This window comes from Ferribacterium limneticum (genome assembly GCF_020510585.1).
Classification (GTDB): Bacteria; Pseudomonadota; Gammaproteobacteria; order Burkholderiales; family Rhodocyclaceae; genus Azonexus.
In genome coordinates this window covers 1467956-1494335 of record NZ_CP075190.1, presented here as the reverse complement: position 1 = coordinate 1494335, position 26380 = coordinate 1467956, and the positions used below count along the sequence as shown (strand labels likewise).

The 26380-nt window shown below is 60.3% G+C and carries 24 protein-coding genes and 8 tRNA genes; 16 read left to right on the top strand and 16 right to left on the bottom strand.

What is annotated here, in order from left to right:
* Positions 1-13: 13 nt before the first annotated feature.
* Genes KI613_RS07225 through KI613_RS07210 form a run of 4 tightly spaced genes read right to left on the bottom strand, consistent with a single transcriptional unit; the run spans position 14 to position 3160 of the window.
* Positions 14-1567 (bottom strand): aromatic/alkene/methane monooxygenase hydroxylase/oxygenase subunit alpha, encoded by a 1554-nt coding sequence (locus KI613_RS07225; RefSeq protein WP_226404581.1) that lies wholly within the window; start codon positions 1565-1567, stop codon positions 14-16.
* 14 nt (positions 1568-1581) lie between these two features.
* A complete protein-coding gene (locus tag KI613_RS07220) occupies positions 1582-1851 on the bottom strand; it encodes an MmoB/DmpM family protein (protein ID WP_226404580.1) in 270 nt (89 codons plus the stop codon).
* Positions 1852-1859: 8 nt separating this feature from the next.
* Complete coding sequence (locus KI613_RS07215; protein ID WP_226404579.1) at positions 1860-2849, bottom strand: aromatic/alkene monooxygenase hydroxylase subunit beta; 990 nt, start codon at positions 2847-2849, stop codon at positions 1860-1862.
* Positions 2850-2884: 35 nt separating this feature from the next.
* A complete protein-coding gene (locus KI613_RS07210; protein ID WP_226404578.1) occupies positions 2885-3160 on the bottom strand; it encodes a phenol hydroxylase subunit in 276 nt (91 codons plus the stop codon).
* Positions 3161-3608: 448 nt separating this feature from the next.
* On the opposite strand from KI613_RS07210, the gene KI613_RS07205 reads away from it, so the two are divergent.
* Entirely contained in the window at positions 3609-5282 is a 1674-nt protein-coding gene (locus KI613_RS07205) for a sigma-54-dependent Fis family transcriptional regulator (RefSeq protein WP_226404576.1), read from the top strand.
* Positions 5279-5818: an antibiotic biosynthesis monooxygenase gene (locus KI613_RS07200; RefSeq protein WP_226404574.1), complete on the top strand. Its 540-nt coding sequence runs from the start codon at positions 5279-5281 to the stop codon at positions 5816-5818. The genes KI613_RS07205 and KI613_RS07200 overlap by 4 nt, the downstream gene beginning before the upstream one ends.
* A 110-nt stretch (positions 5819-5928) precedes the next feature.
* Here the strand turns inward: KI613_RS07200 and KI613_RS07195 are convergent.
* Positions 5929-6003 (bottom strand) — tRNA-Val (locus KI613_RS07195).
* A 96-nt stretch (positions 6004-6099) separates the two neighbouring features.
* Here KI613_RS07195 and gltX point away from each other — a divergent pair.
* The 8 genes from gltX (at position 6100) to KI613_RS07155 (ending at position 9775) form a co-directional block, all read left to right on the top strand.
* Positions 6100-7494: a glutamate--tRNA ligase gene (gene gltX / locus KI613_RS07190; RefSeq protein ID WP_226404572.1), complete on the top strand. Its 1395-nt coding sequence runs from the start codon at positions 6100-6102 to the stop codon at positions 7492-7494.
* Positions 7495-7558: 64 nt separating this feature from the next.
* Positions 7559-7634, top strand: a tRNA-Ala gene (locus KI613_RS07185).
* Positions 7635-7658: 24 nt separating this feature from the next.
* Positions 7659-7734: transfer RNA gene (locus KI613_RS07180), tRNA-Glu, on the top strand.
* A 17-nt stretch (positions 7735-7751) separates the two neighbouring features.
* Positions 7752-7828 (top strand) — tRNA-Asp (locus KI613_RS07175).
* 88 nt (positions 7829-7916) lie between these two features.
* Positions 7917-7992 (top strand) — tRNA-Ala (locus tag KI613_RS07170).
* Positions 7993-8023: 31 nt separating this feature from the next.
* Positions 8024-8099 (top strand) — tRNA-Glu (locus tag KI613_RS07165).
* Positions 8100-8111: 12 nt separating this feature from the next.
* A tRNA-Asp gene (locus KI613_RS07160) sits at positions 8112-8188 on the top strand.
* Between the two features lie 117 nt (positions 8189-8305).
* Positions 8306-9775 carry a transglycosylase SLT domain-containing protein gene (locus tag KI613_RS07155; RefSeq protein ID WP_226404570.1) on the top strand — a complete coding sequence of 490 codons (1470 nt, stop codon included), beginning with the start codon at positions 8306-8308 and terminating at the stop codon, positions 9773-9775.
* Between the two features lies 1 nt (position 9776).
* Here KI613_RS07155 and KI613_RS07150 read toward each other — a convergent pair whose 3' ends face one another.
* From KI613_RS07150 to KI613_RS07130, 5 genes are all read right to left on the bottom strand, one after another.
* The gene (locus KI613_RS07150; RefSeq protein ID WP_226404568.1) at positions 9777-11753 is read right to left on the bottom strand and encodes a dipeptide ABC transporter ATP-binding protein; all 1977 of its coding nucleotides are present in this window, start codon (positions 11751-11753) and stop codon (positions 9777-9779) included.
* On the bottom strand, positions 11754-13133 hold the full coding sequence (locus tag KI613_RS07145; protein WP_226404566.1) for an ABC transporter permease: 1380 nt from the start codon (positions 13131-13133) through the stop codon (positions 11754-11756).
* Entirely contained in the window at positions 13133-14110 is a 978-nt protein-coding gene (locus tag KI613_RS07140; protein ID WP_226404564.1) for an ABC transporter permease, read from the bottom strand. The genes KI613_RS07145 and KI613_RS07140 overlap by 1 nt, the downstream gene beginning before the upstream one ends.
* A gap of 75 nt (positions 14111-14185) precedes the next feature.
* Positions 14186-14392, bottom strand: coding sequence for a type II toxin-antitoxin system HicB family antitoxin (locus KI613_RS07135; RefSeq protein WP_226404562.1), 207 nt, complete (start codon positions 14390-14392; stop codon positions 14186-14188).
* A 182-nt stretch (positions 14393-14574) separates the two neighbouring features.
* Positions 14575-14662, bottom strand: a tRNA-Ser gene (locus tag KI613_RS07130).
* A gap of 99 nt (positions 14663-14761) precedes the next feature.
* Here KI613_RS07130 and mltF point away from each other — a divergent pair.
* A complete protein-coding gene (mltF, locus tag KI613_RS07125) occupies positions 14762-16228 on the top strand; it encodes a membrane-bound lytic murein transglycosylase MltF (RefSeq protein ID WP_226404560.1) in 1467 nt (488 codons plus the stop codon).
* A 31-nt stretch (positions 16229-16259) separates the two neighbouring features.
* Here mltF and serS read toward each other — a convergent pair whose 3' ends face one another.
* Positions 16260-17543, bottom strand: a complete 1284-nt coding sequence (gene serS / locus KI613_RS07120) for a serine--tRNA ligase (protein ID WP_226404559.1) — start codon at positions 17541-17543, stop codon at positions 16260-16262.
* Positions 17544-17751: 208 nt separating this feature from the next.
* Between serS and KI613_RS07115 the strand changes: the two genes are divergently transcribed.
* A complete protein-coding gene (locus KI613_RS07115; protein ID WP_226404557.1) occupies positions 17752-19920 on the top strand; it encodes a 4Fe-4S binding protein in 2169 nt (722 codons plus the stop codon).
* On the opposite strand, the gene KI613_RS07110 is transcribed toward KI613_RS07115, so the two are convergent.
* Genes KI613_RS07110 through KI613_RS21445 form a run of 5 tightly spaced genes read right to left on the bottom strand, consistent with a single transcriptional unit; the run spans position 19880 to position 22782 of the window.
* Positions 19880-20464, bottom strand: a complete 585-nt coding sequence (locus KI613_RS07110; RefSeq protein WP_226404555.1) for a DUF4126 domain-containing protein — start codon at positions 20462-20464, stop codon at positions 19880-19882. The two genes, KI613_RS07115 and KI613_RS07110, sit on opposite strands and share 41 nt — an antisense overlap.
* A gap of 5 nt (positions 20465-20469) precedes the next feature.
* Positions 20470-21789 carry a replication-associated recombination protein A gene (locus KI613_RS07105; RefSeq protein ID WP_226404553.1) on the bottom strand — a complete coding sequence of 440 codons (1320 nt, stop codon included), beginning with the start codon at positions 21787-21789 and terminating at the stop codon, positions 20470-20472.
* Positions 21790-21795: 6 nt separating this feature from the next.
* The gene (locus KI613_RS21455; protein WP_455424132.1) at positions 21796-22338 is read right to left on the bottom strand and encodes an integron integrase; all 543 of its coding nucleotides are present in this window, start codon (positions 22336-22338) and stop codon (positions 21796-21798) included.
* Positions 22339-22346: 8 nt separating this feature from the next.
* The gene (locus KI613_RS21450; protein ID WP_226404549.1) at positions 22347-22652 is read right to left on the bottom strand and encodes a phage integrase N-terminal SAM-like domain-containing protein; all 306 of its coding nucleotides are present in this window, start codon (positions 22650-22652) and stop codon (positions 22347-22349) included.
* Positions 22642-22782: a phage integrase N-terminal SAM-like domain-containing protein gene (locus tag KI613_RS21445; RefSeq protein ID WP_455424131.1), complete on the bottom strand. Its 141-nt coding sequence runs from the start codon at positions 22780-22782 to the stop codon at positions 22642-22644. Before KI613_RS21445 ends, KI613_RS21450 begins: the two co-directional genes overlap by 11 nt.
* A gap of 151 nt (positions 22783-22933) precedes the next feature.
* Between KI613_RS21445 and KI613_RS07090 the strand changes: the two genes are divergently transcribed.
* From KI613_RS07090 to KI613_RS07075, 4 genes are all read left to right on the top strand, one after another.
* A complete protein-coding gene (locus KI613_RS07090) occupies positions 22934-23677 on the top strand; it encodes a nucleoside 2-deoxyribosyltransferase (protein WP_226404547.1) in 744 nt (247 codons plus the stop codon).
* 172 nt (positions 23678-23849) lie between these two features.
* Positions 23850-24221, top strand: coding sequence for a cupin domain-containing protein (locus tag KI613_RS07085; RefSeq protein WP_226404545.1), 372 nt, complete (start codon positions 23850-23852; stop codon positions 24219-24221).
* 863 nt (positions 24222-25084) lie between these two features.
* Entirely contained in the window at positions 25085-25702 is a 618-nt protein-coding gene (locus tag KI613_RS07080) for a DUF4240 domain-containing protein (RefSeq protein ID WP_226404543.1), read from the top strand.
* Positions 25703-25830: 128 nt separating this feature from the next.
* A complete protein-coding gene (locus KI613_RS07075; RefSeq protein ID WP_226404541.1) occupies positions 25831-26343 on the top strand; it encodes a GNAT family N-acetyltransferase in 513 nt (170 codons plus the stop codon).
* Positions 26344-26380: the final 37 nt, after the last annotated feature.

The following is a 26380-nucleotide window of genomic DNA, read 5'->3' as shown; positions in this document are numbered from 1 at the left end:
TCATCTAGAACGATCAGGTGTTTTTGGTAGCCATGCCGCGCCAGGCGGCAAAGTTGGCCTGGTCACGCGAGCCCTCGAAATCGAGGTTGTCGTGGCCATTGGTGAAGTGGTACCAGTCGAGCACAGCAGCCAGCGGGTCGAAGCCCTCGGCCGTCGGATCGGTGCCTTCCGGGAAGCAGTTGCCCTGATAAATCTGGTGCACCGGCAACCACGACTGGACGTACTTCTCCGGCTCGTCGTCGAAGATATGCTTACAGCCGTCCGAACAGGTGTGGTACTTCTCGCCCTCGTACTCGGATTCGCGATAGCAGATCTTGGTCGGATCACCCGGCTCGGTGAACAGCATCGGAATCTGGCAAACCTGGCAGAGCATGGGCAGCGTGTTGGTGTAGAAACGGTTGCCCTTCTCGGCCTCGTCGCGCCAGTAGGTGAAGCGGGCGCGGTAGTACTTGTCGAAGGTGTTCGGGTACTTGGCCGACAGCCAGTCCATTTCTTCGTCGTTCGGCATCCAGGTGTGGAAGGCGGCAGCGCCACCGTACTGGTAGAAGGTCGCCCAGGTTTGGTGGGAGATGTGTTCCTTGTCTTCCGAACACTGGGTCAGGCAATCCGGCACCTTGATGCCGTAGCGGGCCAGGTCGGCAAACAGTGCGCCTCCGTTCTGCTCGAAATAGATTTCCCAGGCTTCCTTCCAGCTCATAACGCGCTTCGGCAGCATGTAGTCCATCATCATGCCGACCAGCGACAGCACGCGGATGCCACGCCAGGCCCACTTGTCGATCCACTTCTGGACGATCGGCAGATTGTCCGGGTCCTGTTCAAGCATGAACTTGATGCACTCGAGGCCGAGCGTCATGTGACGGGCTTCGTCGGACTGGGCCGAGAAACCGAAGGTCACCGTCGCCATGTCGCCGTTGTAGGCGGCACCGGACATGAAGGGCACGAAGAGCAGGTTGGTCAGCACGTATTCGAAGCTGAAACCGATGGCGATCATCCACTCGAATGGGCCGGCACTGAAGGCATCGTCGAAGAAGGACTTGGGCACCGAGAGATACCAGACGCGTTCAAGCATGTGCTTGAAGTCGTGGAAACCGTCGTAGTGTTTGTTGTAGTTCGAGATGGCGTGAATCTGCGTCTGGGCATGGCGGATTTCATCGACCGACTGCATCAGGCAGGCGACGCGCGGGCCAACGCCCGGGAAGTTGCGGCCGGCGGCAGCGAAACCACGGTGCGCGACATATTCAAGCGGCGAAATACCGGTCAGGAACAATTTGACGGCGTTGAGGTAACGCGCATCGGTGATGCCGAGGTGACCGTTGTTCTGGGCAAAGGCGTCGAGCACGGCGTACAGCTTGCGTTCTTTTTCAGCCTGGTATTTCCAGTAGGCATCCATGGTCAGGCGGAACGGGTCTTCCCACTTGTCCCAGTCGTGAATCTTGATGCCTTCGAAAGTCGCCTGCGGGAAGACCTTGTCCATCGGCTGGTAGCTGGTCTGCCAGTCGAGACCGCGGGTCATGTGGGCGTATTTTTCCTTGAGGCCCAGCTTCTTCTTTTTAACGTTCATATCCATGTTCGTCTCCTTAATCAGTTCAGCCAGGACAACTTGAATTCGTCGTCGTCTTCGTCGAGGTGGCCGGAAATGGTGATGAGGTTGATCTGCAGTTCCTGCAGGTCGAAATCGCGGCCGATCAGTTCTTCGATCGATTCGCGCTTGATGACCAACTGACCTTCGGCGTCGATCTTGACCATGGCCGGCGATTCATTGGCCACGGCATGCGGGTTGTCGGCCAGCACCGCCTCGATGATCGGGCGGGTGTCTTCATTCAGTTGAAAGGCGATAAATACTTTGGACATGGGGTTTCCTAGACGGAGAGGCCGGCTTTGGTACAGCGGGCGTTGAACTGGGCGGTCACTTCGGCGAGCACCGTTTCGGCCTGATCACCAAAGGCGCGGCGGGCGATCGGGGCCAGGGCGGCGAGCACCAGGGGGCGATACTGTTTGACCCAGTCAGTAATCAGCGCCTTGTTTTCAGCGGACTCGGCAGCTGCCACCTTGATCTGTGCATCGACCCACTTGGCGGTTTCGGCAGACCACTCGCCCATGAAGCGGGTCATCATCGAAATCACGGTGCCGCCATTGGCCGAGAAATCACCATCGAGGTAGTCGTAAATCAGCGGGTAGGTCAGGCCTTCGAGCACGAGGTTCTGGGCGACGAAAATTTCGAACCAGTCCTGAACAACCAGGACGTTTTCGACGTGCTGACGCATCGGTTGCCACATCGCCGCTTCCATCCAGGCATCCTTGGCGGAATCGAGCGCTTCGGGGCCATCGAGAACCAAACCGATACGGGTCAGATACTGGGCGACGGCGAGGTGATCCATGGCGTGGTAGAGGCAGGGCTGGGTGATTGCCGTACCGTAGCCGTAAGCGGAAATGTACGAGTTGCCCATGTTGCCGCCCCACTCGACGTGGCGCAGCGGGACCAGAACGGCCAGGGCGGTTTGCTTGATTTCTTCTGGAACGATGTCGGCCAGACCGCGCTCTTCGATCATGTCGAAGCTCGACTCAGCGGCGTCCTGTTGGCGCGAACGGGCAATCGTCCAGGCGCCATAGTAAAACTGGCGCGGGTCTTTGAGCGCGTACCAGTCCTTCATCTGAACCTTGGTGCGGCGCTTGTCGAACAACTGCAGCTCCGGCTCCCACATCGGGCGGTAATGGAAAATATCCGTTTGCTGGATATCGTAGGTGCCTTCCTGATAGCGGCTGGCCGGTTTGTCGCCAAAGCGGCGAACGATGTGATCGAAGGTGTGTCGCAACGGCTTGATGGCGACTGTACGCAGATCAATTTCCATAGATGTCTCCTCTTATATTCCCTCTATCGGGATGGTTAGCCGGCGTCGGATATTTGCTGCTGCGACGCCGAATTCATGCGTGCCGCCCAATCGCCCTGACCGGGCGTGGCCGGATCAAGAACGATGACGGCATTGGCCAGACAGAACTCATGAAATGCGGATTCCGGCAGCATCAACTCGACACAGAGCGCCGGATCGCCAATGGCGAATTCGAATTCGATGAAACCGTCCGGCCGCTGCTCGCAAACGCGAACGTAACGACGGGTCGGATCGAAGGTGATTCCCGCTTGAACAATGTCTTCTTGCCCCATGCTGCTTTCTCCTGGAAACGACGCGATCAGCGATGCGTCGAGGCTTTCTCTTACTCAAGGAGCGTGCCAGAACCGCAAGCCACTGTTTTTATGGGAGAACCGAAAAACCGAGCGTCAGTCACGGCTGCAGCAAATTATGTTTTGATCAATCGATTCACCGTCAGTTAATCAATTGATCAATTGCATCAAGGCGAAAAACCAATCGATTCGCGGGGCTGATTTGTCACCGGGCACCAACCAGCAAACGCACACCGCCTATACTTGACGAAGGTAATAGGCAGACAGCGAATCGCCACAGAATTTCAAAACCATGAAATAATCTCGAGAATTCTATGTTGCGATATTCGTTGAAAATTCAGTACCCAGCCAAAGCCACCAAACGGCCTTGCTGATATAAAAAAATGAATGCCGTTTGAGGCCTTCCGGCACTCAACGGTAGAGAGACAAGATGACGACGATTCAGTACCCCGAATCCAACGACCTGAGAAATCTGGTCAAGTTTTGCGAAAACGACGGCACCATCTGGCTCGGTGAAAACCGGATGATCCTCATGCACACGGCTGCACTCGGCACGCTGCGCAAGGAGCTGGTCGATTCGGTGGGCAAGGAACAGACCCGACGCATCCTGACCCGCATGGGCTACGCCTCGGGTGTCCGCGACGCCGAGCTGGCCAAACGGATTCGTGCCCACCAGTCGCTGCAGGATGCATTCTTCACCGGGCCCCAGTTGCACATGCTCGAAGGCATCGTTCGGGTTACTCCGGTCAACCTCAAAATGGACATTGAAACCGGGAATTTCGAGGGTGAATTCCTCTGGGAAAACTCCTGGGAGCAGGACGTCCACATGAAGGAGTTCGGCCGCTCAAGCGAGCCGGTCTGCTGGTCGCAAATCGGCTATGCCTCGGGTTACACCTCGGCCTTCGTCGGCAAGTTCATCCTGTTCAAGGAAGTCGAGTGCGTCGCCTGCGGTGACAACCACTGCCGGATCGTCGGCAAGCCGCTCGAGGAATGGGAGGATGCGGAGGAGCACGCCAGTTACTTCCAGTCCGACCCCATGCTCAACCACTTGCTGGAGTTGCGCACCCAGGTCGAGTATCTCCGCACGACGATCACGCAAAATGTGCAAACACCGCAGCTGGTCGGCATCTCGAACGGTTTCAAGCAAGCCCAGGAACTCGTTTCCAAAGCCTCGCGCACCTCGGTCACGGTCCTGCTTCTCGGCGAAACCGGCGTCGGCAAGGAACGCTTTGCCCGCGCCCTGCATCAGGAAAGCTCGCGCCGGCAAGGCCCCTTCGTCGCCATCAACTGCGCCGCCCTGCCCCACGACCTGATCGAATCTGAATTGTTCGGCGTTGAAAAAGGCGCGTTCACCGGCGCGCAAAGCTCGCGCATGGGCAAATTCGAACGCGCCGATGGCGGCACGCTGTTTCTCGACGAAATCGGCGAATTGCCGCTGGCCGCCCAGGCCAAATTGCTGCGCGTGTTGCAGGAAGGTGAAATCGAACGCCTTGGCGACGACCGGACACGCAAGGTCAATATCCGTCTGGTCGCCGCGACCAATGTCGATCTTGCCAATGCCGTCAAGGAAGGTCGTTTCCGCTCCGACCTCTACTATCGCCTGAACGTCTACCCGGTCACCATTCCGCCGCTGCGCGAGCGCGTCGCCGACATTCAGCCGCTGGTCGAAGCGATGCTCGGCCGCTTCTCGACGCTGCATGAAAAACGCCTGCTCGGCGTCACCGACAAGACGCTGCAGGCGATGAAAGGTTACCCGTGGCCTGGCAACGTGCGGGAGTTGGAAAACATGATCGAGCGCGGCGTCATCCTCGCCCCGCAAGGCGGCTGGATTGAACTGGAGCACCTGTTCACCCATGTCAGCGAAGCCAAATCGTGGGAATCGGCGATTTCGGCATCCGGCTCACTGGAACAGGGCAAAGCAAAAAAATGCAGTTCCAGCTTGCTCGACTCGATCATTTCGAGCGGCATGTCACTCGAACAACTCGAAGAGGAACTGCTGACCGAAGCCGTCAAGCGGTCCGATGGCAACCTGGCTGGCGCCGCCCGAGTTCTCGGCATCACCCGCCCCCAACTGCAATACCGGCTCAAGCGCAACACGCCATGAGTGAACCGCTCGTTCGCGTCGTCCGACGCAAGGCTAAAGCCGGCTGCGAAGAGGCCTACGAAGCGCTGATCCGCGCCATGTTCGCCGATGCAAGCAGCTTTCCGGGCTATCTCGCCGCCCAGCTGATCCCGCCAGAAAACGCCGGCGACGAATATCAGATCGTCCAGCGCTTCGCCACGGAAGCCGACCTCGAACGCTGGAACGCCTCGCCCCAGCGCGCCCTCTGGCATGAACGATTGCGCGCCGTCGCCGAGGGCGATCCGGAATACCGCCTGCTCACCGGCCTCGATGCCTGGTTCGCGCCAACCGCCATACCGGCCAGCCGCCCACCAGCAAAATGGCGAATGACCTTCGTCAGCTGGATGGGCATCTTCCCCACCGTCTCGCTCCTTCTCTGGCTGGTCTCCCCCCTCCTCGCCAGCTGGCCTTTCCTGCTCAGAACCGCGGTTTTTACGGCCCTGGTCGCGCTGGCGATGTCTTACCTCGTGATGCCACGCCTATCGCGCTGGATGTCGTGGTGGCTGCTCAAAAAATAGGCGCCCTTCGACGATTTCATTTTTAGCCGTTTTTTCCGGTTGACCGTAAGAACCTAAAAACAAAAAACCCGCCAAGCTTTGCGCTGAGCGGGTTTCTGTTTTCTCTTGAATGGTGGGCGGTACTGGGATCGAACCAGTGACCCCTGCCGTGTGAAGGCAGTGCTCTACCGCTGAGCTAACCGCCCACTTGAGAGGGGCGCATTTAACCATAAGTCGCCAAGCCGGTCAAACGCGGGTCGGCTAGAATAGCACCCTTTGTTTCCGCATAGATCACGCATCCCATGAAGCCTGTCCGCACCCGTTTTGCTCCCAGCCCCACCGGTTATCTTCATATCGGCGGCGCCCGAACCGCACTGTTTTCCTGGGCCTATGCCCGACGCCATGGCGGCACCTTCATCCTGCGCATCGAAGACACCGATGTTGCCCGCTCAACGCCGGAAGCCGTCCAGGCCATTCTCGACGGCATGCAGTGGCTGGGCCTGGAGCACGACGAAGGCCCGTTCTACCAGATGCAGCGCATGGAACGCTACAAGGAAGTGATCCAGCAGATGCTGGCCAACGGCAGCGCCTATTACTGCTACACGACCCGCGAAGAACTCGACGCCCTGCGCGCCGAGCAGGAAGCGAAGAAGGAAAAGCCGCGCTACGACGGTCGCTGGCGCCCGGAAGCCGGCAAAACGCTGCCCGCAGCGCCGGCCGACATCCCGCCGGTCGTCCGCTTCAAGAACCCGAAGGATGGCGTCGTCGCCTGGGATGACCAGGTCAAGGGCCGCATCGAGTTCGCCAATGGCGAACTGGACGACCTGATCATCGCCCGCGCCGACGGCACGCCGACCTACAATTTCTGCGTCTGCGTCGACGACTGGGACATGGGCATCACCCACGTCATCCGCGGCGACGACCACGTGAACAACACGCCGCGCCAGATCAACATCCTCGCCGCTTTAGGCGCCGAAGTGCCGACCTACGCCCACCTGTCGATGATCCTCGGCGACGATGGCGCCAAGTTGTCGAAGCGCCACGGCGCGGTTTCGGTCATGCAGTATGACGAGGACGGCTTCCTGCCCGAGGCCGTGATCAACTATCTTGCTCGCCTCGGCTGGTCGCACGGCGATGAAGAAGTTTTTTCGCGCCAGCAGTTTGTGGAGTGGTTCGACCTCGACCACATCACCGCCTCAGCCGCCCAGTTCAATACCGAAAAACTGCTGTGGCTGAACCAGCACTACATGAAGCTGACACCGCCGGCCGAACTCACCGCCCGGGTCAAGGGCATTCTCGCCGCCCGCGGCGTCGACACCAGCGCCGGCCCTGATCTTGAAAAAGCCGTCGTTTTGTATGTCGACCGCAGCAACACGCTGAACGTGCTGGCCGATGCCGTCGAGGTGTTCTACAGCCACGTTACGCCCAATCCGGAGTTGCTCGCCCAGCACCTCTCGGCAGAAGCCCTTCCGGCCCTGGCGGATTTCGTCGCCGGCCTCGCCACGGTAGCCTGGGAAACACCGGCGATCAGCGCGCTGGTCAAGGAAGTCATCGGCAAGCACGGTTTGAAGATGCCCAAGCTGGCCATGCCGCTGCGCATCATCCTGACCGGAACGGCGCAGGCGCCCTCGGTTGACGCCCTGGTCGAGATGATCGGTCGCGACCACGTTGTCACGGCTCTGTCGAAACATCTCTGAAAAATCGCGAAAGGCCCTTTACAAGGACCAATGAGGTCCCTATAATGCGGCCTTCTTTCGCGGCGGGGGTATAGCTCAGCTGGGAGAGCGCTTGCATGGCATGCAAGAGGTCCGCGGTTCGATCCCGCGTACCTCCACCAAAAGTGCGAAAGAAAACAGTCCGGGTCCCCATCGTCTAGAGGCCTAGGACACCGCCCTTTCACGGCGGTAACCGGGGTTCGAATCCCCGTGGGGACGCCAAGGTTTTGGTAGTAAATGGAGTGGTAGTTCAGTTGGTTAGAATACCGGCCTGTCACGCCGGGGGTCGCGGGTTCGAGTCCCGTCCACTCCGCCAACAATAAAGAAAACCGGATCAGTCCGGTTTTTTTTCGGGTAGGAGGCAAATGCCTCGTATCCAGATAGTTCGGCTGTCTCTCGAATGTGGGGGTATAGCTCAGCTGGGAGAGCGCTTGCATGGCATGCAAGAGGTCCGCGGTTCGATCCCGCGTACCTCCACCAAGCGCCGAACTAGGTTGTAGAGAAAGTCCGGGTCCCCATCGTCTAGAGGCCTAGGACACCGCCCTTTCACGGCGGTAACCGGGGTTCGAATCCCCGTGGGGACGCCAAGGTTTTAGCGCGGAGTGGTAGTTCAGTTGGTTAGAATACCGGCCTGTCACGCCGGGGGTCGCGGGTTCGAGTCCCGTCCACTCCGCCAACTTCTTGAAGACCAGCCCAGGCTGGTCTTTTTTAGTTCACCTGGGGAAAAATGGACTTTCCCCACCGGCGTATAATTGCCGGCTTAGTCGACTCGTCAGTGCCAGGAGCCCAATTCATGCAGCATCGCAGCGTCCTGTCGCCTGTTCGCCAAATCGTTGCCGCAATTCTTGGCGCAGCCCTGTTGACGCTTTCCGCCCCTTCGCTGGCCGAAGACCTCGACGGAACCATCCTCCCTTCGTTGAGCATGCCGTCGCTGGCCGAACCAGGTCTGGTTGCCGACGACGTGCTGACTGTCCACGAAATACACATGGCGCCGCAATTGCCTGGCACCATCGACCTGACGGCACATTCGACCAACCTGTGGGAGCGCATCCGCAACGGCTTCGCGATGACCGATCTCAACGACGACCTGGTCCTTTACTACCAGCAGTGGTACCAGAATCGTCCCGATGCGCTGCGCCGCATGGTTGCCCGTAGCCGCCCGTATCTGCACTACATCGTTGACGAGCTCGAGGCACGCGGCATGCCGACGGAGCTGGCCCTGCTGCCGATGGTCGAAAGCTCGTTCAACCCAAACGCCTATTCGCCGGCGCATGCCGCCGGGCTGTGGCAGTTCATCCCGGCCACCGGCAAGCGTTTCAATCTCGAACAGAACTGGTGGCGCGACGAGCGGCGCGATGTCGTTTCATCGACCAATGCGGCGCTCGATTATCTGCAGGCCATCTACGAAATGCACGGCGACTGGCATCTCGCTCTGGCCTCGTACAACTGGGGCGAAGGCGCGGTCAAGCGGGCCATCGGCAAGAACGAGTCGCGCGGCCTGCCGACCGACTACCCCAACCTGACCATGCCGAACGAAACCCGGCATTACGTCCCCAAGCTGCAGGCGCTCAAAAACATTCTCGGCAACCCGGCACTGGTCGCCCGGCTCGATTTGCCGATGATCCCCAACGAACCCTATTTCGCGACGCTGGAAACCCGGCGCCCGATGGACGTCAAGACGGCAGCCCGGTTAGCCAACATGACGGACGAGGAATTCCAGCGCCTCAACCCGTCGCATAACCGCCCGGTCATCAAGGCTTCCACCCCCGTCGTGATTCCCGCCGACAAGCTGGATGCTTTCCGCAGCAATCTGCAAAACACCCAGGCGCCACTGACGCAATGGCAGGCCTACACGCTGACAGCACCGGAACGACTGGACCGGATCGCCGCCAATTTCGACACGACGGCCGGCGAACTGGCCCGCGCCAACGGTCTTTCAGAAAGGGTCCGCCTCGGTGCCGGTTCGACCTTGCTGGTACCCGGTAGTGGCAGTTCGGCCAGCCTGAACGCCATGCTTAATAGCTCAGCCCCGCAGCACATCATCGAACCGGAACCCTCGGCGCGCTGCGGCAAGACAGGCAAGGGCAAACGTGCCGTGAAGAAGTGCGGCACAGCTGAGCCACGCGCGAACAAGGCAGGCGCCATACAGGGCAAGGCGGAAAAATCAGCCGCCAAGGCTGCGGGCAACGGCAAAACAAAAGCCGGCAGTGCCAAATCAGCCAAAGGTAGTGGCACCAAGCCAGCCAAAGGCCAACGCCGCTAATTCAGCCGACCAGATGACAACTGACGGTGTGCGTTCCTGAAATCCCGGTCACGGTCGGATAGCGCATCCGGCAGACATCCATCGCCTGCGGGCAACGCGGATGGAAGTGGCAACCATTCGGTGGTTTGGCCGGTGACGGGGTTTCGCCGGGTAGCCGGATAACCTCGGTGTGACTGTCCAGATGCGGCGCCGGAACGGCTGACAACAAGGCTTGCGTGTAGGGGTGCTGCGGCGAACGCAGGACTTCTTCCGCCCTGCCCTGCTCGACAATGCGGCCGAGGTACATGACGGCAACGTCGTGGGCCAGATATTCCACCACGGCGAAGTTGTGGGTGATGAACAGATAGGCGACGCCGAGTTCGGCCTGCAGTTTTTTGAGCAGGTTGAGGATTTGCGCCTGCACCGAGACGTCGAGCGCCGAGGTCGGTTCGTCGCAGATGAGCAATTCCGGCTGCACGGCGAGGGCGCGGGCGATGGCGATGCGCTGGCGCTGGCCGCCGGAGAATTCGTGCGGATAGCGGTCGATGGCTTCGCTCGCCAGGCCGACCTGCTGGAGCAGTGCAGCGACCGCTGCCGCCCGCGCCGCGGAATCGGTCTCGACACCGAGCGCGCCCATGCCTTCGGCGATGATTTCGCCGACGCGCAGGCGCGGATTGAGCGAGGCGAACGGGTCCTGGAAAATCATTTGCATGTGCCGGCGGGCGTCGCGCAAGCGCCGACCCTTGAGGCCGACCAGTTCGCTTCCACCCAGCTTTACGCTGCCGGCTGTCGGCTGGATCAGCTGGAGCAGCGCCTTGCCGACTGTCGTCTTGCCGCAGCCGGACTCGCCGACCAGAGCCAGCGTCCGTCCGGCGGAAATGGCCAGCGAAACGCCGTCGACCGCACGAACGTGACCGACCGTTCGTTGCAGAAAACCCTTGCGGATCGGGAAATGCACCTTGAGGTCGCCGACCTGCAGGAAGGGCTTGCCGGGATCGATGTCGAGTTCGGTGACGGCGTGGCGTGTTCGTTCGTCCGCTACCGCCTCGCCCTGCCAGTGGCAGCGGACGGTGTGGCCGTCGGCAACTTCGCGCCACGGCGGCGAAACTTCGCGGCAGACCGCCATGACGTGGGCGCAGCGGTCGGCGAAGCGGCAGCCGGTGGGCATGGCGGCCAACGATGGCACCTGGCCGGGGATGGTGGTCAGTTTCAAGCCACGCCGCGAAATTTCCGGCAGCGCCTCGAACAGGGCTTGCGTGTAGGGATGGCGCGGCTGGGTGAAGAACTCTTCGCGACTGGCCACTTCGACCAGTTCGCCGGCGTACATGACGCCGATGCGGTGGGCCATGCGGGCGACGACGCCGAGGTCGTGGGTGATGAGCAGCATGCCCATGCCACGGTCAACCTGAATTTTGGCCAATAAATCGAGGATCTGGGCCTGGACGGTGACGTCGAGGGCGGTAGTCGGCTCATCGGCGATAAGCAGTTCCGGCTCGCCAGCCAGGGCGATGGCAATCATCACGCGCTGCTTCATGCCGCCGGAAAGCTGGAAGGGGTATTCGGTCAGCCGGCGTTCGGGATCGGCGATGCCGACCTGACGCAGCAGGTCGACCATGCGCTCGGTCGCCGCCGCGCCGCGCAGTTCGAGGTGGCGTTCGAGCACTTCGCCGATCTGCCGGCCGACGGTGAGCACCGGGTTGAGGCTGGTCGCCGGTTCCTGGAAGATCATTGCCATGCGGCCGCCGCGGTAGGCGCGCATGTCGGCTTCGGAGAGGCTGAGCAGGGGCTCGCCTTCAAGGGCGACACGGCCTTCGAGAATGCGGCCGGCGGCGGGCAGCAGGCGCATGATGCCCTGCGCCGTGGCCGATTTGCCGCAACCCGATTCGCCGAGCAGGGCGAAGGTTTCACCTTGGGAAATGGCGAAGGAAATACCGTCGACCGCAGCCAGCGTTTTTTTGCCGGCGGTGAAGCCGAGGCGGAGGTTGTCGACCTTCAACATTTACGCGGCCCTCGGGTCGAATGCGTCGCGCACGGCGTCGGCGAACAGGTTGGCGGCGAGGACGAGGATGAACATGGCCGAGAAGGCGGCGGCCAGCGACCACCAGACGACCGGCTCGCGGCCGAGTTCCATGCGGGCGTTGTTGATCATCGTGCCGAAGCTGGTCATCGTCGGATCGACGCCGATGCCGACGTAGGAGAGCACGGCTTCGGCCAGCACGAGCCCGGAGAAATCCATGACCAGCGCGATGATGACGATGTGCATGAGATTGGGCAGGATGTGGCGGACGATGATGCGCCAGCTCGACACGCCAAAGGCCTGCGCCGCCTGGATGTATTCGAGTTCGCGCAGCTTGAGCGTCTCGCCGCGCAGCAGGCGGCACAGGCCCGTCCAGCTCGTGATACCGAGGATGAAGCAGAGGGCCAGCAGGCGCAGGTCGGCGCGCTCGGCGGCGGTCGAGAACCATTGCGGGTTTGTGTCGATGACGACCTGCATCATGAGCACGGCGGCGGCGATGAGCAGCACGCCGGGGATCGAGTTGAGCACGGTGTAGATGTACTGGATCACGTCATCGACCCAGCCGCGGAAATAGCCGGCGACGATGCCGAGCAGCACCGCCATGGGGAGCATGACGAGGGTCGTGACGAGGCCGATGATGAGCCCGGTACGCACGCTTTTGAGGATCTGGTAGAGCACGTCCTGACCGACCTTGTCGGTGCCGAACACGTGGTAATAACCGGACAGCCAGAACAGCGGGACGATGGTCAACAGCATGAGCAGCAGCGTCAGCAGCACGGCATCCCAGGCAAAGGCCGCTTCACGCAATTTCAATTTTGGGCTTTTTTTCCGGTTGACCGTGGCAACGGCGCCGAACACGGCCAGCCAGCCGATAAAGGCCAGCGCGCCGGCCTTGAAGGCCGTCATGCCGGCATCGGCCGCAACGTCATCCTCACGCTCGCCGAGGTGCTGGCCGCCGTGCTTGAGGCGCGGATAGTCGCGCACCGAGCCTTGGCCCGGCACGTCGATGGTTTCCTTGGCGTAAAGCCGGGTGGCGAAGGGCTCGGAATAGGTCTTTTCATTGCGCGAACGCAGCGGCGCGGCCAGCGCGTCAAGCACCGACAACACCTCGATCGCGTAAACCGCCTTCTGCCCCGGCTTGTTTTCCAACTGCGCCCGGTAATGCAGCGAATCGAGCAGGCCGATCAGGATGAAGGCGAGCAGTACCGTTGCCGACGCCATCGCGATGCGATTTTCTCCAAGTCGTCGCCAGGACACCAACAAACGTTCGTCTCGAGAGGCAAGAAAGCCAAAAATCAGGCCAAAGGCCACCAGCAACCAAATAAAGATATCTGACCAGAGAACGACAATCTGAAATTGCATTACTGCAGCCTTATCCGAGGGTCAGCCACGGTATAGGAAATGTCAGTAAGTAGCAGGGCGACGATATAAAGCACCGCTCCGATAAAGACCATTGAGCGCACCACTGCAAAATCCTGCGCATTAATCGCATCAATGGTGTAGCTACCCAAACCAGGAATACCAAAAAACGATTCCATGACGAGAGCCCCCATAAATAGCGTTGGTATCGCCACAATCGACTGCGTCAATATCGGCGTCATGCCATTTCTTAGGACATGCCTAAACAGAATGAGCGCCTCAGGAAGTCCTTTTGCTCTAGCCGTACGAACGTAGTCTTTGGTAATTTCTTCGAGGAAGATGGTCCGGTACCAGCGCGTCGAGGAACCGATCCCCGACACGACGCCAATCAGCACCGGCAATATCAGGAAACGCCACGCCTCCAGCCCGGCGCCAAAGCCGGAAATCGGCACCAGCCGCCACACCTTGCTGATCAAATACTGGCCGCCGATGATGTAAAACAGCCCGGAAATCGACATCGCTGCGACGCAAAGAACCACGCCCCATAAATCGAAGGCCGTGGCGCGGAAAAAGGCCAGCGTCAGCGCGAAGGTAATGGTCACGAACAGGCCGAGAATGAAGGTCGGCAGGGCGATGGCCAGCGAGGGCAGCATCCGGGCGCCGATTTCGCGGGCGATGTCGCGGCCATCCTCGGCCCGACCGAAATCGCCGACGAACATGCGGGCCGATTTCTCGAAGAAGATGGTGTCGGTCACGCTCGCCAAACCGCCAGCCTCGGAATTGATCAGCAGCGGCTTGTCGTAACCGCGCTCCACCTTCCATTTTTCGATCGCCTCGGGCGTCACACGCTTGACGCCGAGCTGCATGCGCGCCATGTCGTCCGGCGTATTGACGACGAAGAACAGCGCGAAGGTAACGAGGTTTACCCCGATCAGGATGGGGAGTGCGTAAAGCAGGCGGCGGACAATGTAGGCGAGCATTGACCCGATTATGCCAAGAGCCGGCGAGAAGTGCTAAAACAAAGCGGGCCGGGGAAAATCGCCCGACGCGGCGGTCTATCGGGCGTCATCCTCATCCTCTGCGCCCAGCAGACGCCGATCGAGCCGCTCGTCGGGATTGGCAAAGTAGCAGTTGAGCGCTTCCTTGAGGTTTTCTACCGCTTCGGCCTTGGTCAGGCCATCGGTCGTGATGTCCAGCTCGATGCAGCGGGCGACGAAAACGCCGTCCTCGAGATCGACAGTAAAATTGAGTTTTTCAGCCATGGGTCAGATTCTGAAATGGTTTCCCGATGCAGGCGCCTATTGATAGGGCATGCGTTTTACATTTATTAATGCTTCAAACCGCCACACAAAGGTAAAGTGCGCACCTCCGAATTCAAGCAGGCACCTTTCCAAAAGTTGGGCACAACAAAAAAGCGCCCCGAAAGGCGCTTGATTTTAGGTGCTGGCGGAGAGGGTGGGATTCGAACCCACGGTACCTTGCAGTACGCCTGATTTCGAGTCAGGTACATTCGACCACTCTGCCACCTCTCCGCAGCGGCCGGCATAATAGCACAACAGATGCACTGGATAAAACGACTATTACTGATCGCAGTTTCGCTTTTCGCCGCCAGTTGCGGCGACGTTGGGTCATTGCCTTTTCCGACCCCGGCGCAGCACGAATTGGTCGTCCTGATCCGCCCCGGCCTGTTGACTTACGGGACCGACGACAACGGTAATCCGAGTGGGCTCGAATACGACCTGACCCAGGCCTTTGCCCAGGAACTTGGCGTCGATGTGAAGTACATCGTCGTCCAGCCCGAGGAACTGGAAGCCCACCTCGTCGGCAGCCGCTACCACCTTGCCGCCGCCTGGCTTTCGCCGAGCACCGACGAGACCATGCAGTCGACGCCGGCCATCACCCTGACGCGTGATGTTCTCGTCCAGCACGACGCCTCACTCCCGCTCTCGGAACTCGCCCAGTTGTCAGGCAAGACCGTTCATGCCATGGCCGGCTCGCGGCAGGCCGAGACGCTGAGCCGGCTGGCCCGCGAGGTACCCGGACTGAATGTCGTCACCGTCGGCCAGGGGACCAGCCTCGATTTGCTTGAAAAACTTGGCGAACGGGAAATCGAGTACGTCGCCATCGACGAAAGCTTCGAGGAAATCGCCAACCAGTACGTTCCCAACATGCGCACGACGCTGACGCTGAACGAAATGCAGCCGGTTGTCTGGCAACTCAGCCGGCACCCGAATCCGGAACTGCGTGCAAGGCTGAATGCCTTTATCGAACGCGTCCAGCACGACGGCACGCTGGCCCGGCTCGAGGACCGCTACCTCGGCCATGTCCGGCGACTGACTCAGGCCGACGTCATCAAGTTCCTCGGCGAAGTCGAGACTACCCTGCCCAAATTCCGCAAGTCCTTCCAGGCCGCGCAAGCGCTCACCGGCATCGACTGGCGACTGCTCGCCGCCGTTGCCTACCACGAGTCGAACTGGAATCCGAATGCGACCAGCTACACCAATGTGCGCGGCATCATGATGCTCACCGAAGAGACGGCCGACCGCCTGCAGGTCAGCAACCGCCTTGACCCGAGCGAAAGCGTCCTGGCCGGCGCCCGTTACATCAACATGCTCAAGGAGTTGCTGCCGGAAGAAGTCGAGGAGCCGGATCGCACTTGGCTGGCCCTGGCCGCCTACAACATCGGCCCCGGCCATTTCAACAGCGCCCGGGCGCTGGCCCGGCAAACGAAAGCCGACCCCAATTCGTGGTACGAAATGAAGCGCGTGCTACCCAAGCTGGCCCAGCCCAAGTATTTCAGCATGGTCAAAACGGGCCGGGCGCGCGGTGGCGAGGCGGTCATTCTGGTCGAGAACATCCGCAGCTACTACGACATCCTGCTGCGCAACGCCCCACCCTTCGCCCCGACGCCGTCAGCCGCCGCCAGCCTGACCCGGCTGGTGCTCGAAATCGAAGAGCGACGCAAGGCCTACGTCAAGCGGATAGCCACCGCCAAGACGATCTCGGCGACGGCACAGGAAGAGGCGGGGGAGGCTACGCTGCGCCTGCCGACTATCGGGCAGGACGTTAACCCTGCCCGTCTGGCAGACAGGGAATAAGAAGCCGGCGCCTGAGGGCCGGCGTGCCAACTTAGCTGACTGAGAGAACTTCCAGCCCGCCCATGTACGGGCGCAGCGCGGCCGGAATGGTCACGCTGCCGTCGGCCTGCTGATAATTTTCGAGGATGGCGACCAGCGTGCGGCCAACGGCCAGACCTGAACCGTTCAGCGTATGGCAAAGCTCCGGCTTGTTCTTGTCGTTGCGGAAACGCGCCTGCATGCGCCGGGCCTGGAAGGCGCCGAAGTTCGAGCAGGACGAGATTTCGCGATAGGTGTTCTGGGCCGGCAGCCAGACTTCGAGGTCGTAGGTCTTGGCGGCAGAGAACCCCATGTCGCCGGAACACAGCGCCATACGGCGGTACGGCAGTTCCAGCTTTTCGAGAATCACTTCGGCGTGGCGGGTCAGCGCTTCGTGCGCTTCGGCCGATTGTTCCGGATGGACGACCTGGACCAATTCGACCTTGTCGAACTGGTGCTGACGAATCATGCCGCGCACGTCACGACCGCCGGAACCGGCTTCGGAACGGAAGCACGGCGTGTGGCAGACGAACTTGAGCGGCAGGCTTTCGGCGGCGAGGATTTCATCGCGGACGATGTTGGTCACCGGCACTTCGGCCGTCGGGATCAGGTAGAGCGGGTCCTGGTCGCCGCGCAGCACCTTGAACAGGTCTTCCTCGAATTTCGGCAACTGGCCGGTGCCGTAGAGGCTGGCGGCATTGACGAGGTAAGGCGCGTAGAGTTCGGTATAGCCGTGGTCGGCCGTGTGGGTATCGAGCATGAACTGGGCAAGCGCACGGTGCAGGCGAGCCAGGCCGCCCTTGAGCAGCGAGAAGCGCGAACCGGCGATCTTGGCGGCGGTGGTGAAGTCGAGCTGGCCGAGCTGTTCGCCGACATCGGTGTGATCCTTGACCGGGAAATCGAAGCTGCGCGGCGTGCCCCAGCGCTTGATTTCGACATTGCCGGTTTCGTCGGAACCGACCGGCACGGACTCGTCGGGAATGTTCGGCAGCGCGGCCAGAATGGCGGTGAACTGTTCGAGTAATTCGCCGAGACGGGCTTCGGAGGTCTTCAACTCGTCACCCAAGGCGCCAACCTGCGCCATGACTTCGGAAGCATCCTTGCCCTGCCCTTTCAACATGCCGATCTGCTTGGACAACGAATTGCGCTGGGCCTGCAGCTCCTGCGTGCGGCTCTGCAGCGTCTTGCGCTCGGCCTCAAGCGTCTTGAATTCGGTGAAATCGATGGGCTTGCCGCGCTTGGCCAGGCCTTCGGCCACGGCATCGAGGTTGGAGCGGAGTTGTTGGATATCGAGCATGTTTATTCCTGAATCGCGGCGGCGGACCGGCTTTGCTACGGTCAACCGGAAAAATCGGCCAAAAATGAAATTATACGCGAGGGACATGGCAAGCCGAGCCAGGCGGCGCCGAGGTCGGCATTTGCCCGCCGCGGGCAGGAAATTTTAGGTACCATGGACAGCATAAAAATACATATCCGAATATGCCCGCGCACCCTCGGAGACCGCAATGGAAAATCCAATTCCCGTTGCACAGCAGTCGCGCCGCAAAGCCGTGTCGTTCTTTCGCCATTTCACCGCCGCCTGCCTGCTTGCCGGCGCCGGCATCTTCGCGGCTGCCCACGCCGGCGACCTGAGCAAGGCCGATATCGAACGCCGCTTCGAGCCGCCACTGCACGTTCAGGACAAGCTGACGCAGATTCCCGCCTGGCCGCTGACCAGCGAACTGGAGCCGGAAGCCGGACCTGTCGGCTATGTTTTCGAATCGATCGATCTGGCGCCGGTCCCCGGCTTCGAAGGCACGCCGATGAATTTCCTGGTCTCGATCGACCGCAAGGGAAATTTCATGAACGTCGAGCTACTGCGCCAGCATGAGCCGGTCTTTCTCGGCGGCCTCGGCGAAGCGCCCCTGCGCGAATTCGTCACCCAGTACGCCGGTCGCAACATCAAGCAGCAGTTCCTGATCGCCCTCAATGCGGCGCGCAATCGCAGCGGCCCGGCCGACACGCGCAGCGACCAGACCACGCTGGACGGCGTGGCCAAGGCCACCGCCTCGGTGCGCATCGTCAACCAGAGCGTGCTCGGCGCCGCCCTTGAAGTGGCCCGCGCCAAGCTGGGTTTTGCCGACCGCAGCAAGCGCGGCCCATCTGCACAGGTCCGCACCGACGTTGACGACCCGGTTGCCTTTGCGGAGATGCTCAAGAACGGCATGGTCGGCCATTTGCGGCTGAGCAATGCGGACGTCGAAAAGCTCTTTGTCGGCACCGATGGCGCCGAGGTTGATGAAGAAGGTCTGGCCCAGCCGGAGGCCGTGTTCACCGACATCTACATCGCCTACCTCAACACGCCGAGCATCGGCCGCGCCATCCTTGGCGAGGCGCAGTACAAGGAGGCGATGACCCGCAACTTTGAAAACCGCCACCTGTGGTGGATCGCCTCGGCCGGGCGCTACCCCATCGTTGATGACAACTTCGTACCGGGCGGTCAGTCCTCGCGCCTGAGCATGGCGCAGGACGGCCTGTTTCTCGAACTGCGCGACCAGGGTTTCGAGCCAAAGAACATCGCCGGGCCGCCCGAACTCAACACCTCGCGGCTATTCGGCGTCTATGCCGAAGCCGGCCTCGATCCCGGCCGCCCGCTCGACCTGACGCTGACCATCACGCGCGCCAAAGGCATGATCCTGCCCACCCTCACGCACAAAACGGTGACCCTCAAATACGCACCACCCAGCCGCCTGTTCAGCTACCCGCCCGAGCCGCTGCCGGAATGGGTGCTGGCCTGGCAGCAGCGCTGGCTTGACTTGAGCATCCTGAGCGCCGCCCTGATCGTGCTCAGCATCGCCCTCGCCCGGCCGCGCTGGATTTCAGTCGACGCCCGTCGCCTGAAAATATTCCGCCTCGGCTTTCTCGCCTTCACGTTGCTCTACGTCGGCTGGTATGTGCAGGGGCAGCTTTCCATCGTCCAGGTCACCGGCGCCCTCAAGGCGTTGAAATCCGGCCAGGGCCTGTCGAGTTTCCTCTACGACCCGATTTCGCTGCTGCTCATCGCCTTCACGCTGATCAGCTTTATCGTCTGGGGTCGCGGCACCTTCTGCGGCTGGCTATGCCCGTTTGGCGCGCTGCAGGAGTTTGTCGGGCTACTCGCCCGCAAGCTGCATTTGCCGCGTCTGCATATTCCGCTGGCGGTGGCCAAGCGCCTTGAGTGGGGCCGCTATATCGCCCTCGCCGTGCTGGTCGGCGCCGCCCTGTTCGTGCCGCGCCAGGGCGAAAGCCTCAACGAACTGGAACCGTTCAAGACGGCGATCACCGTCGGTTTCGACCGCAGCTGGCCATTCGTCGCCTACGCCGTTGCGCTGCTCGTCGCCGGCGCCTTCTATTACAAGTTTTTCTGCCGCTTCATCTGCCCGCTCGGCGCAGTCATGTCGCTCGGCGGGCGGCTGCGCCGTTTCGACTGGCTGACCCGCCGCGTCGAGTGCGGCAAGCCTTGCCAGAGCTGCAAGGCCAAATGCGCTTACGACGCCATCGAACCGACCGGCGAAATCCGTTACGACGCCTGCTTCCAGTGCCTCGACTGCGTCGGCATCTACCACGATGCCAAGCGCTGCCCGGTGCTGCTCTATGAAAAGAAGGGTTTGGTTCTCACGCCGAAAGGCGTGATGGTCGCCGGATCAGACGGCTGAGCAGCGACCAGAAGCGCGTCAGCAACCAGCCGGCGAGCACCAGAAAAACGACGAGCAAGCCGAGGAAGACCAGCGGCGAAGCGAGCATGGCCCATAGCCCGCCGAGCACCATGCCCTCCTCGCCGAACGAGGCGATCCAGTTCGAAAACGGCTCGGGCGAGGTGTTGATGGCCAGCCGGCTGCCGGCCTTGGCGAAATGCGTACCGGCCGTGATCGTGCCGCCGATCAGCCCGGCCGCCACCGCCCACGCCGGATCGACCTCGCCCATGGCAAAGGCGGCAAGCAAGGCGCCGGCGGGAATGCGAATGAAAGTCTGGAAGCTGTCCCACAGCGAATCGAAGGCGGGAATCTTGTCGGCAATCAACTCGGCGAAAGCCATGACGCCCGCCGTGCCGATGACCAGCGGGTTGCGCAGCATGGCCAGCGTTTCCGGCAGCTGCAGGTAGCCGAAATAACTCAACAGACCGGCCAGAAAAACCACCAGATACAGCCGCAGGCCGCTCGCCCAGGCCAGGCCGGCCGACAGCGCGATGGTCTGGAGCATGTCCATTATTTCTTGCCGGCCTTGCGATCCAGTTCGCGCAAGTACGCCAGCTTCTGGCCGATCTGCCCTTCCAGCCCGCGCGGCGTCGGCTCGTACCAGCCCGGTTCGACCATGCCGTCCGGCAGGTAGGTTTCGCCGGCAGCGTAGGCTTCCGGTTCGTCGTGGGCGTAGCGGTAGGCGTGGCCGTGGCCGAGTTCCTTCATGAGCTTGGTCGGCGCGTTGCGCAGGTGGTTGGGCACCGGGCGCGAGCCGTCCTGCTTCACGTAGGCGCGGGCGGCGTTGTAGGCCATGTAGCCGGCATTTGACTTGGCGGCGACAGCGAGATAAATCACCGCCTGAGCGAGCGCCAGTTCGCCCTCGGGCGAGCCGAGGCGTTCGTAGGTTTCGGCTGCGTCGTTGGCGATCTGCATGGCGCGCGGGTCGGCCAGACCGATGTCTTCCCAGGCCATGCGGACGATGCGCCGGGCGAGGTAACGGGCATCGGCGCCGCCGTCGAGCATGCGGGTCAGCCAGTAGAGCGCGCCGTCCGGGTTCGAACCGCGCACCGATTTGTGCAGGGCCGAGATCTGGTCGTAGAAGGCGTCGCCGCCCTTGTCGAAACGGCGCAGGCTCTGCGCCATCGTTTTTTCGATAAATTCGCCGTCGACCGTGTCAAGGCCGGCCGTTCGCGCAGCCGTGCGCACCTGTTCGAGCAGGTTGAGCAAACGCCGGGCATCGCCATCGGCCAGACCGATCAGGCGTTCGCGGGCAGCAGCTTCAAAGCTCAGGTCGGCCAGCGCCTGAGCGCAGGCGCGGTCGAAAAGCTGGCCCATCTCGGCTTCGTCGAGCGACTTGAGCACATAGACCGAAGCCCGCGACAGCAAAGCGGAGTTCAGTTCGAACGAGGGGTTTTCGGTGGTGGCGCCAATGAAGGTGAGCAGGCCGGATTCGACAAAGGGCAGAAAACCATCCTGCTGGGCCTTGTTGAACCTGTGGATTTCATCGACAAAGAGGATGGTGCGACGGCCCTGCGTGCGCCACATCTCGGCCTGCGCCACGGCTTCGCGCACTTCCTTGATGCCCGAAAATACGGCCGACAGCGCGATGAACTCGCATTGAAACTGCGTTGCCATCATCCGCGCCAGCGTCGTCTTGCCAACGCCCGGCGGCCCCCAGAGAATCATCGAATGCGGCTGGCCGGATTCGAAGGCAAGGCGCAGCGGCTTGCCGGCGCCAAGCAGGTGCTGCTGGCCGATCACGTCGTCCGGCGTTTTGGGGCGCAATTGCTCGGCGAGCGGGGCGTGCTGGGCTTGCGCACCAGCATTTGAAAACAGGTCTTCGGACATCGTTATTTACATTGCATCCAGCGGAGAAGTCACGCCGCGCCCACCCTTGTTGAGCACATGCGTGTAGATCATGGTCGTTGCCACATCGGCGTGGCCGAGCAGTTCCTGCACGGTGCGAATATCGTAACCGGACTGCAGCAGGTGCGTGGCGAAAGAATGGCGGAAGGCGTGCGGCGTTGCCAGCTTGGCGATGTCGCTGGCCTGCACCGCCTTCTTGACCGCCCGCTGCAAGGCCTTTTCATCGACATGGTGGCGCCGTTCCGCGCCGCTGCGCGGGTCAATCGAAAAACCGGCAGCCGGAAACATATACTGCCAGGCCCAATCCGTCTCGGCGTTCGGGTACTTTCTATCCAGCGCATTGGGCAGATAGATCGCCGCCCGGCCCTTGGCCTTGTCATCATCAAACAACTGGCGGCGCCAGCGCAAATGATCCAGCAAAGGCCCGACCAGCGACTGCGGCAACATCGTCACCCGATCCTTCGCCCCCTTGCCGTCACGCACCACGATCTCCCCGCGCGTGAACTCGACGTCCTTGACTCGTAGCCGCACGCACTCCATCAAGCGCAGCCGGTGCCGTAAAGCAGCCGCGCCATCATGCCGTGCAGCCCGTTCATACGATCCAGCAAGCCGCCGACCTCCCGCCGCGTCAGGACCACCGGCAACCGCTGCGGCAGCTTGGCGCGAACGACGCCATCCAGCCAGGACAAATTGATCCCGAGCACTTCGCGATAGAGGAAAAGCAAAGCCGACAGCGCCTGATTCTGCGTCGAAGCCGCCACCCTGCCCTCAACGGCCAGATGCGTCAAAAACGCCTCAACCTCGCCAGCGCCCATGTCACGAGGATGCCGTTTGTCATGAAACATGAATAAAACACCTTATCCATTGCAGATATTGCGCTTCGGTTCGGATGCTGTAATGCTTCACCCGAATCCGATCCCGCACCTGATCAAGCAACTTTGGCAGCTGTGGTGTAGAAGGCGATTCGTCAGACATGGCAGTTTCCAACGAAGAATTAATAATCAAAATGCTATCAGTTTATTTTAGTTTTTATACACCACGCTGGCGGGAAGTAGACACCTGTCAGGGTGTCTACTAAACGTTAGCCTTCAACAACATTATCCAGCCTCGCTATTGAAAGAAACTTATGCCGTTTCACACTATCGCCATCCTGTCAGGTGACAGGCAAAAGACAATTCCGAATCGTTCAGACAGCGAAGTTCTGTCTGAAATAGTGATTCCCTTCATTGCAAATGGGGTCATTACCGCGAAATGGGGAAACAAACTCCAGTCCTATCAGGTTTTGGAGCTTCGGATTTACGAGACAAAAACCCCTTGGAATAAAAAAAGCGGGACAGTTATCGCCGACATAATTAAGGGCAAAAAGAATCTATATGGCCGCTTTGCTACCAAGGCGGAGGCACTGTTATCAACAAAGAAACCAAAGGTTTTTGTTATCACTCCGATTCAAGGCGAAAAACACGGCGACCAGGAGCAACAGCGCATTTTTAGGGAGTATGACCAGAGATTTGAGGCAGTTGAGCAAGTGATCTCGGAAGCAGGCGCGATTGCGATCAGAATCGATAAAGAACACGCATTAGAAGATCTCGTAGGAAGAATCAAGAAGGAAATTCGGGCCGCTCAATTCGTCGTCGCCGATCTGACCGATGAGAGGCCATCGTGCTACTTTGAAGCAGGATTTGCAGAGGCACTAGGAAAGAAGGTTATCTACGTAGCCAGCAAACAAAGTGTCGCTAAGCCGGGCACCAAAACAGCCATCCATTTCGATATTCATATGAACATGAACTATTTTACTAATCACGAAGAATTGAAGGAAAAGCTGTCAAATGCTATCGAAAAGAACAGGCAAGCACTCTTTGAAGAAGGCTAACCCATCATTCCACCGGACCTGCGCAAAAAGCCGCGCAGGCCGGTAAATTCAGACGTTGGGCGTCACCTGCGCATAATTGCGTTGGCACCCAGCCGGATGCCCGGCTCGTTTGCCACTCGTCGGGGCTGGCACTCGTGCTCCAGTGATCGCCCCGGCAGATAAGGACGTCAATATGCTACGCGCCCCAACCCTTGCAGCCGCCGCCCTCCTTGCAACTTCTGCGTTCGCACAGGACGCTGTTCAAACCGATGGTGACAAGTACAAGGTCATTCTGGAGAACGAGTGCGTCAGAGTCCTTGACTATCACGACCTCCCTGGCGAGAAGACACACCAGCACAAACATCCACCGTTCGTCCTTTATGCGCTGTCTCCATTCAAACGGACGCTGACCCTACCAGACGGAAAGGTACTCACTCGCCAGTTCAAAGAGGGAGACGTCATGTGGTCGGAAGAGCAAACCCACGTCGGAGAGAACATCGGTCAAACACCCACGCACGTCGTAATCATGGAGCTCAAGAAATCCAGTGGGGAGTGTACCAAGTAGTGACGCCCGCCCCCTCGGTCAACTGGACGACCGGCAAGCTGCGCGCTCCGGTCGCCGGTTACCTCGAACGTTGACGCTGTAGAAAAACCCTTTTCCAGCTCGATTTTCGACAACGAAATGGCGCAGGTTTGGTCTGCGCCATTTTCGTTTTCAGGCTTTTTTCCGGTCGACCGTAGCATTCTCGATGCGGACTGCTGGGCTGGTATCGATTGCTTTGTAACGGGCCATGGCGCTTTCCTGAACCGGGCTTCAGGTTTGAACCTTGTTATTCCATATGGTTCACGGCACGATGACGGCATGAATACTATTTTTCTACAGCGTCGTTAGACGCCTGAAAAACACACCATGGCATCCGTTCGTCCTTGCCCGCTACCTACCGGCACCCAACTCGGGATCTACGCTCAGAGCGGTGCTTACACGGATTGTTATGCTGTTGATTTAAATAGACAAGTAACGCAAAGTGAGTTCGTTGAGGCGTTCTACACAACTTCCGTTTTCAAAGTCGAGCGCTGGCTGCTCGCCAAGTTCATGTCTTACCCGTCTACCGACGCCGAGGCCCATCAGCTTGCGGCCGGGAGTTTGAGCAAGTTCTCAGCCTGGTCCGTCGAGCAAAGCAGCCCGAATGAAGTCCTGCTCGCCGCTGGCCGGACGCGATCATGGCTAATGGCATCCGCTGTTGAGTCGGGCAGTTCCACTACGAGGCTGTACTTTGGTTCTGCTGTGGTTCCAAGCCGCTCTGCCGGTTCTGGCGTTCCTCACATGGGGTGGCAGTTCAGAGCACTGCTTGGCTTTCACAAAGCGTATTCCCGGGTTCTCCTTGCTGCCGCCTCCCGAAAGCTGGCTGCTGTTCGGTAGCATTGGCCATGGACATCAACACCACCTGCCCCGTCACTCGAGCGGACCGCACCGGCAAGGGGCTTGGGCCGCAAGGCATCTGTCCCGATCATCCATCTCAAGGAAAAGCTATGGACAACACCTCGTTCTGGAAACTCATCGACAAATCTCGTCAAGCATCTGACGGAGACCCTGCGCAGCAGCTTGAAGAACTCGGGGCTCTACTGGACGATTTGTCCGTGGAAGACATTGTCGAGTTCCAGAACATCTTCAACTCCCACTTTCAGTCTTCCTACACGTGGCCCTTGTGGGGCGCAGCCTACGTGATCGGAGGGGGCTGCTCCGACGATGGATTCGACTATTTCAGGGGCTGGCTCATTTCTCGCGGAGAGAAGGTCTTCAATGCGGCGAACGCTGTTCCTGACAAACTTGCGTCCCTGGTCCAGGAGAGCGACGAAGACGACGACTGCCAAGTCGAAGGCTGGCAGTCTGTCGGCATTGACGCTTGGTGTCGGAAGACCGGCCTCAAGTACGCCGCGTTTCCGTCCCGTCCATCCGGCGTTCAATCGAATGGCCCGGCAGGCGATGAATGGTCTGAAGAGGACCTCGACCGCCTCTACCCTCGGCTTGCCAAGCGCTTCAACTAACTCGGAATCCAAAGTGCGGCCGAACCCTTCGCTCACCCCGATCTGAGCAAAAAGCCGCGTAGTTGGGTTGGCTCCATGATGCAGCAGGGAGTACCCCAGCGATTCACAAAAACGGGAAAGCAAAATCCATGAATCTGAAGATGGTCATCAGGGACGAAACCGGGGCTGATGCGAGCGCAATAACCGAGGTGACGGTGGCCGCATTCAAAACGCTGGAAATCAGTAGCCACACGGAACAGTTCGTCATTTCGGCGCTACGCGCTGCCGGGGCCCTGACTATATCGCTGGTGGCTGAGCTGGATGGCCGGGTGATCGGGCATATTGCGTTCTCTCCGCTGGACATGTCGGATGGGACTCGCAACTGGTACGGCTTGGGGCCTGTTTCGGTGTTGCCGGAATACCAGCGGCAGGGGGTTGGAAAAGCGCTGATACAGGAAGGGCTGACGCGGCTGAAGAAGCTCGGTGGGCAAGGATGTTGCCTTGTCGGGCATCCCGATTACTACCGGAAATTCGGCTTCAAGAACACGCCGGGGCTGGCGCTTGCGGGTGTGCCGCCGGAGGTTTTTTTCGCTTTGCCTTTCAGCGGGGATGCACCGCAGGGTACGGTCTCTTTCCACGATGCCTTCAGGGCGAATGGCTAGGGTGCGGTCGCCGTAACCAGCGGGATCAGCTGGATTC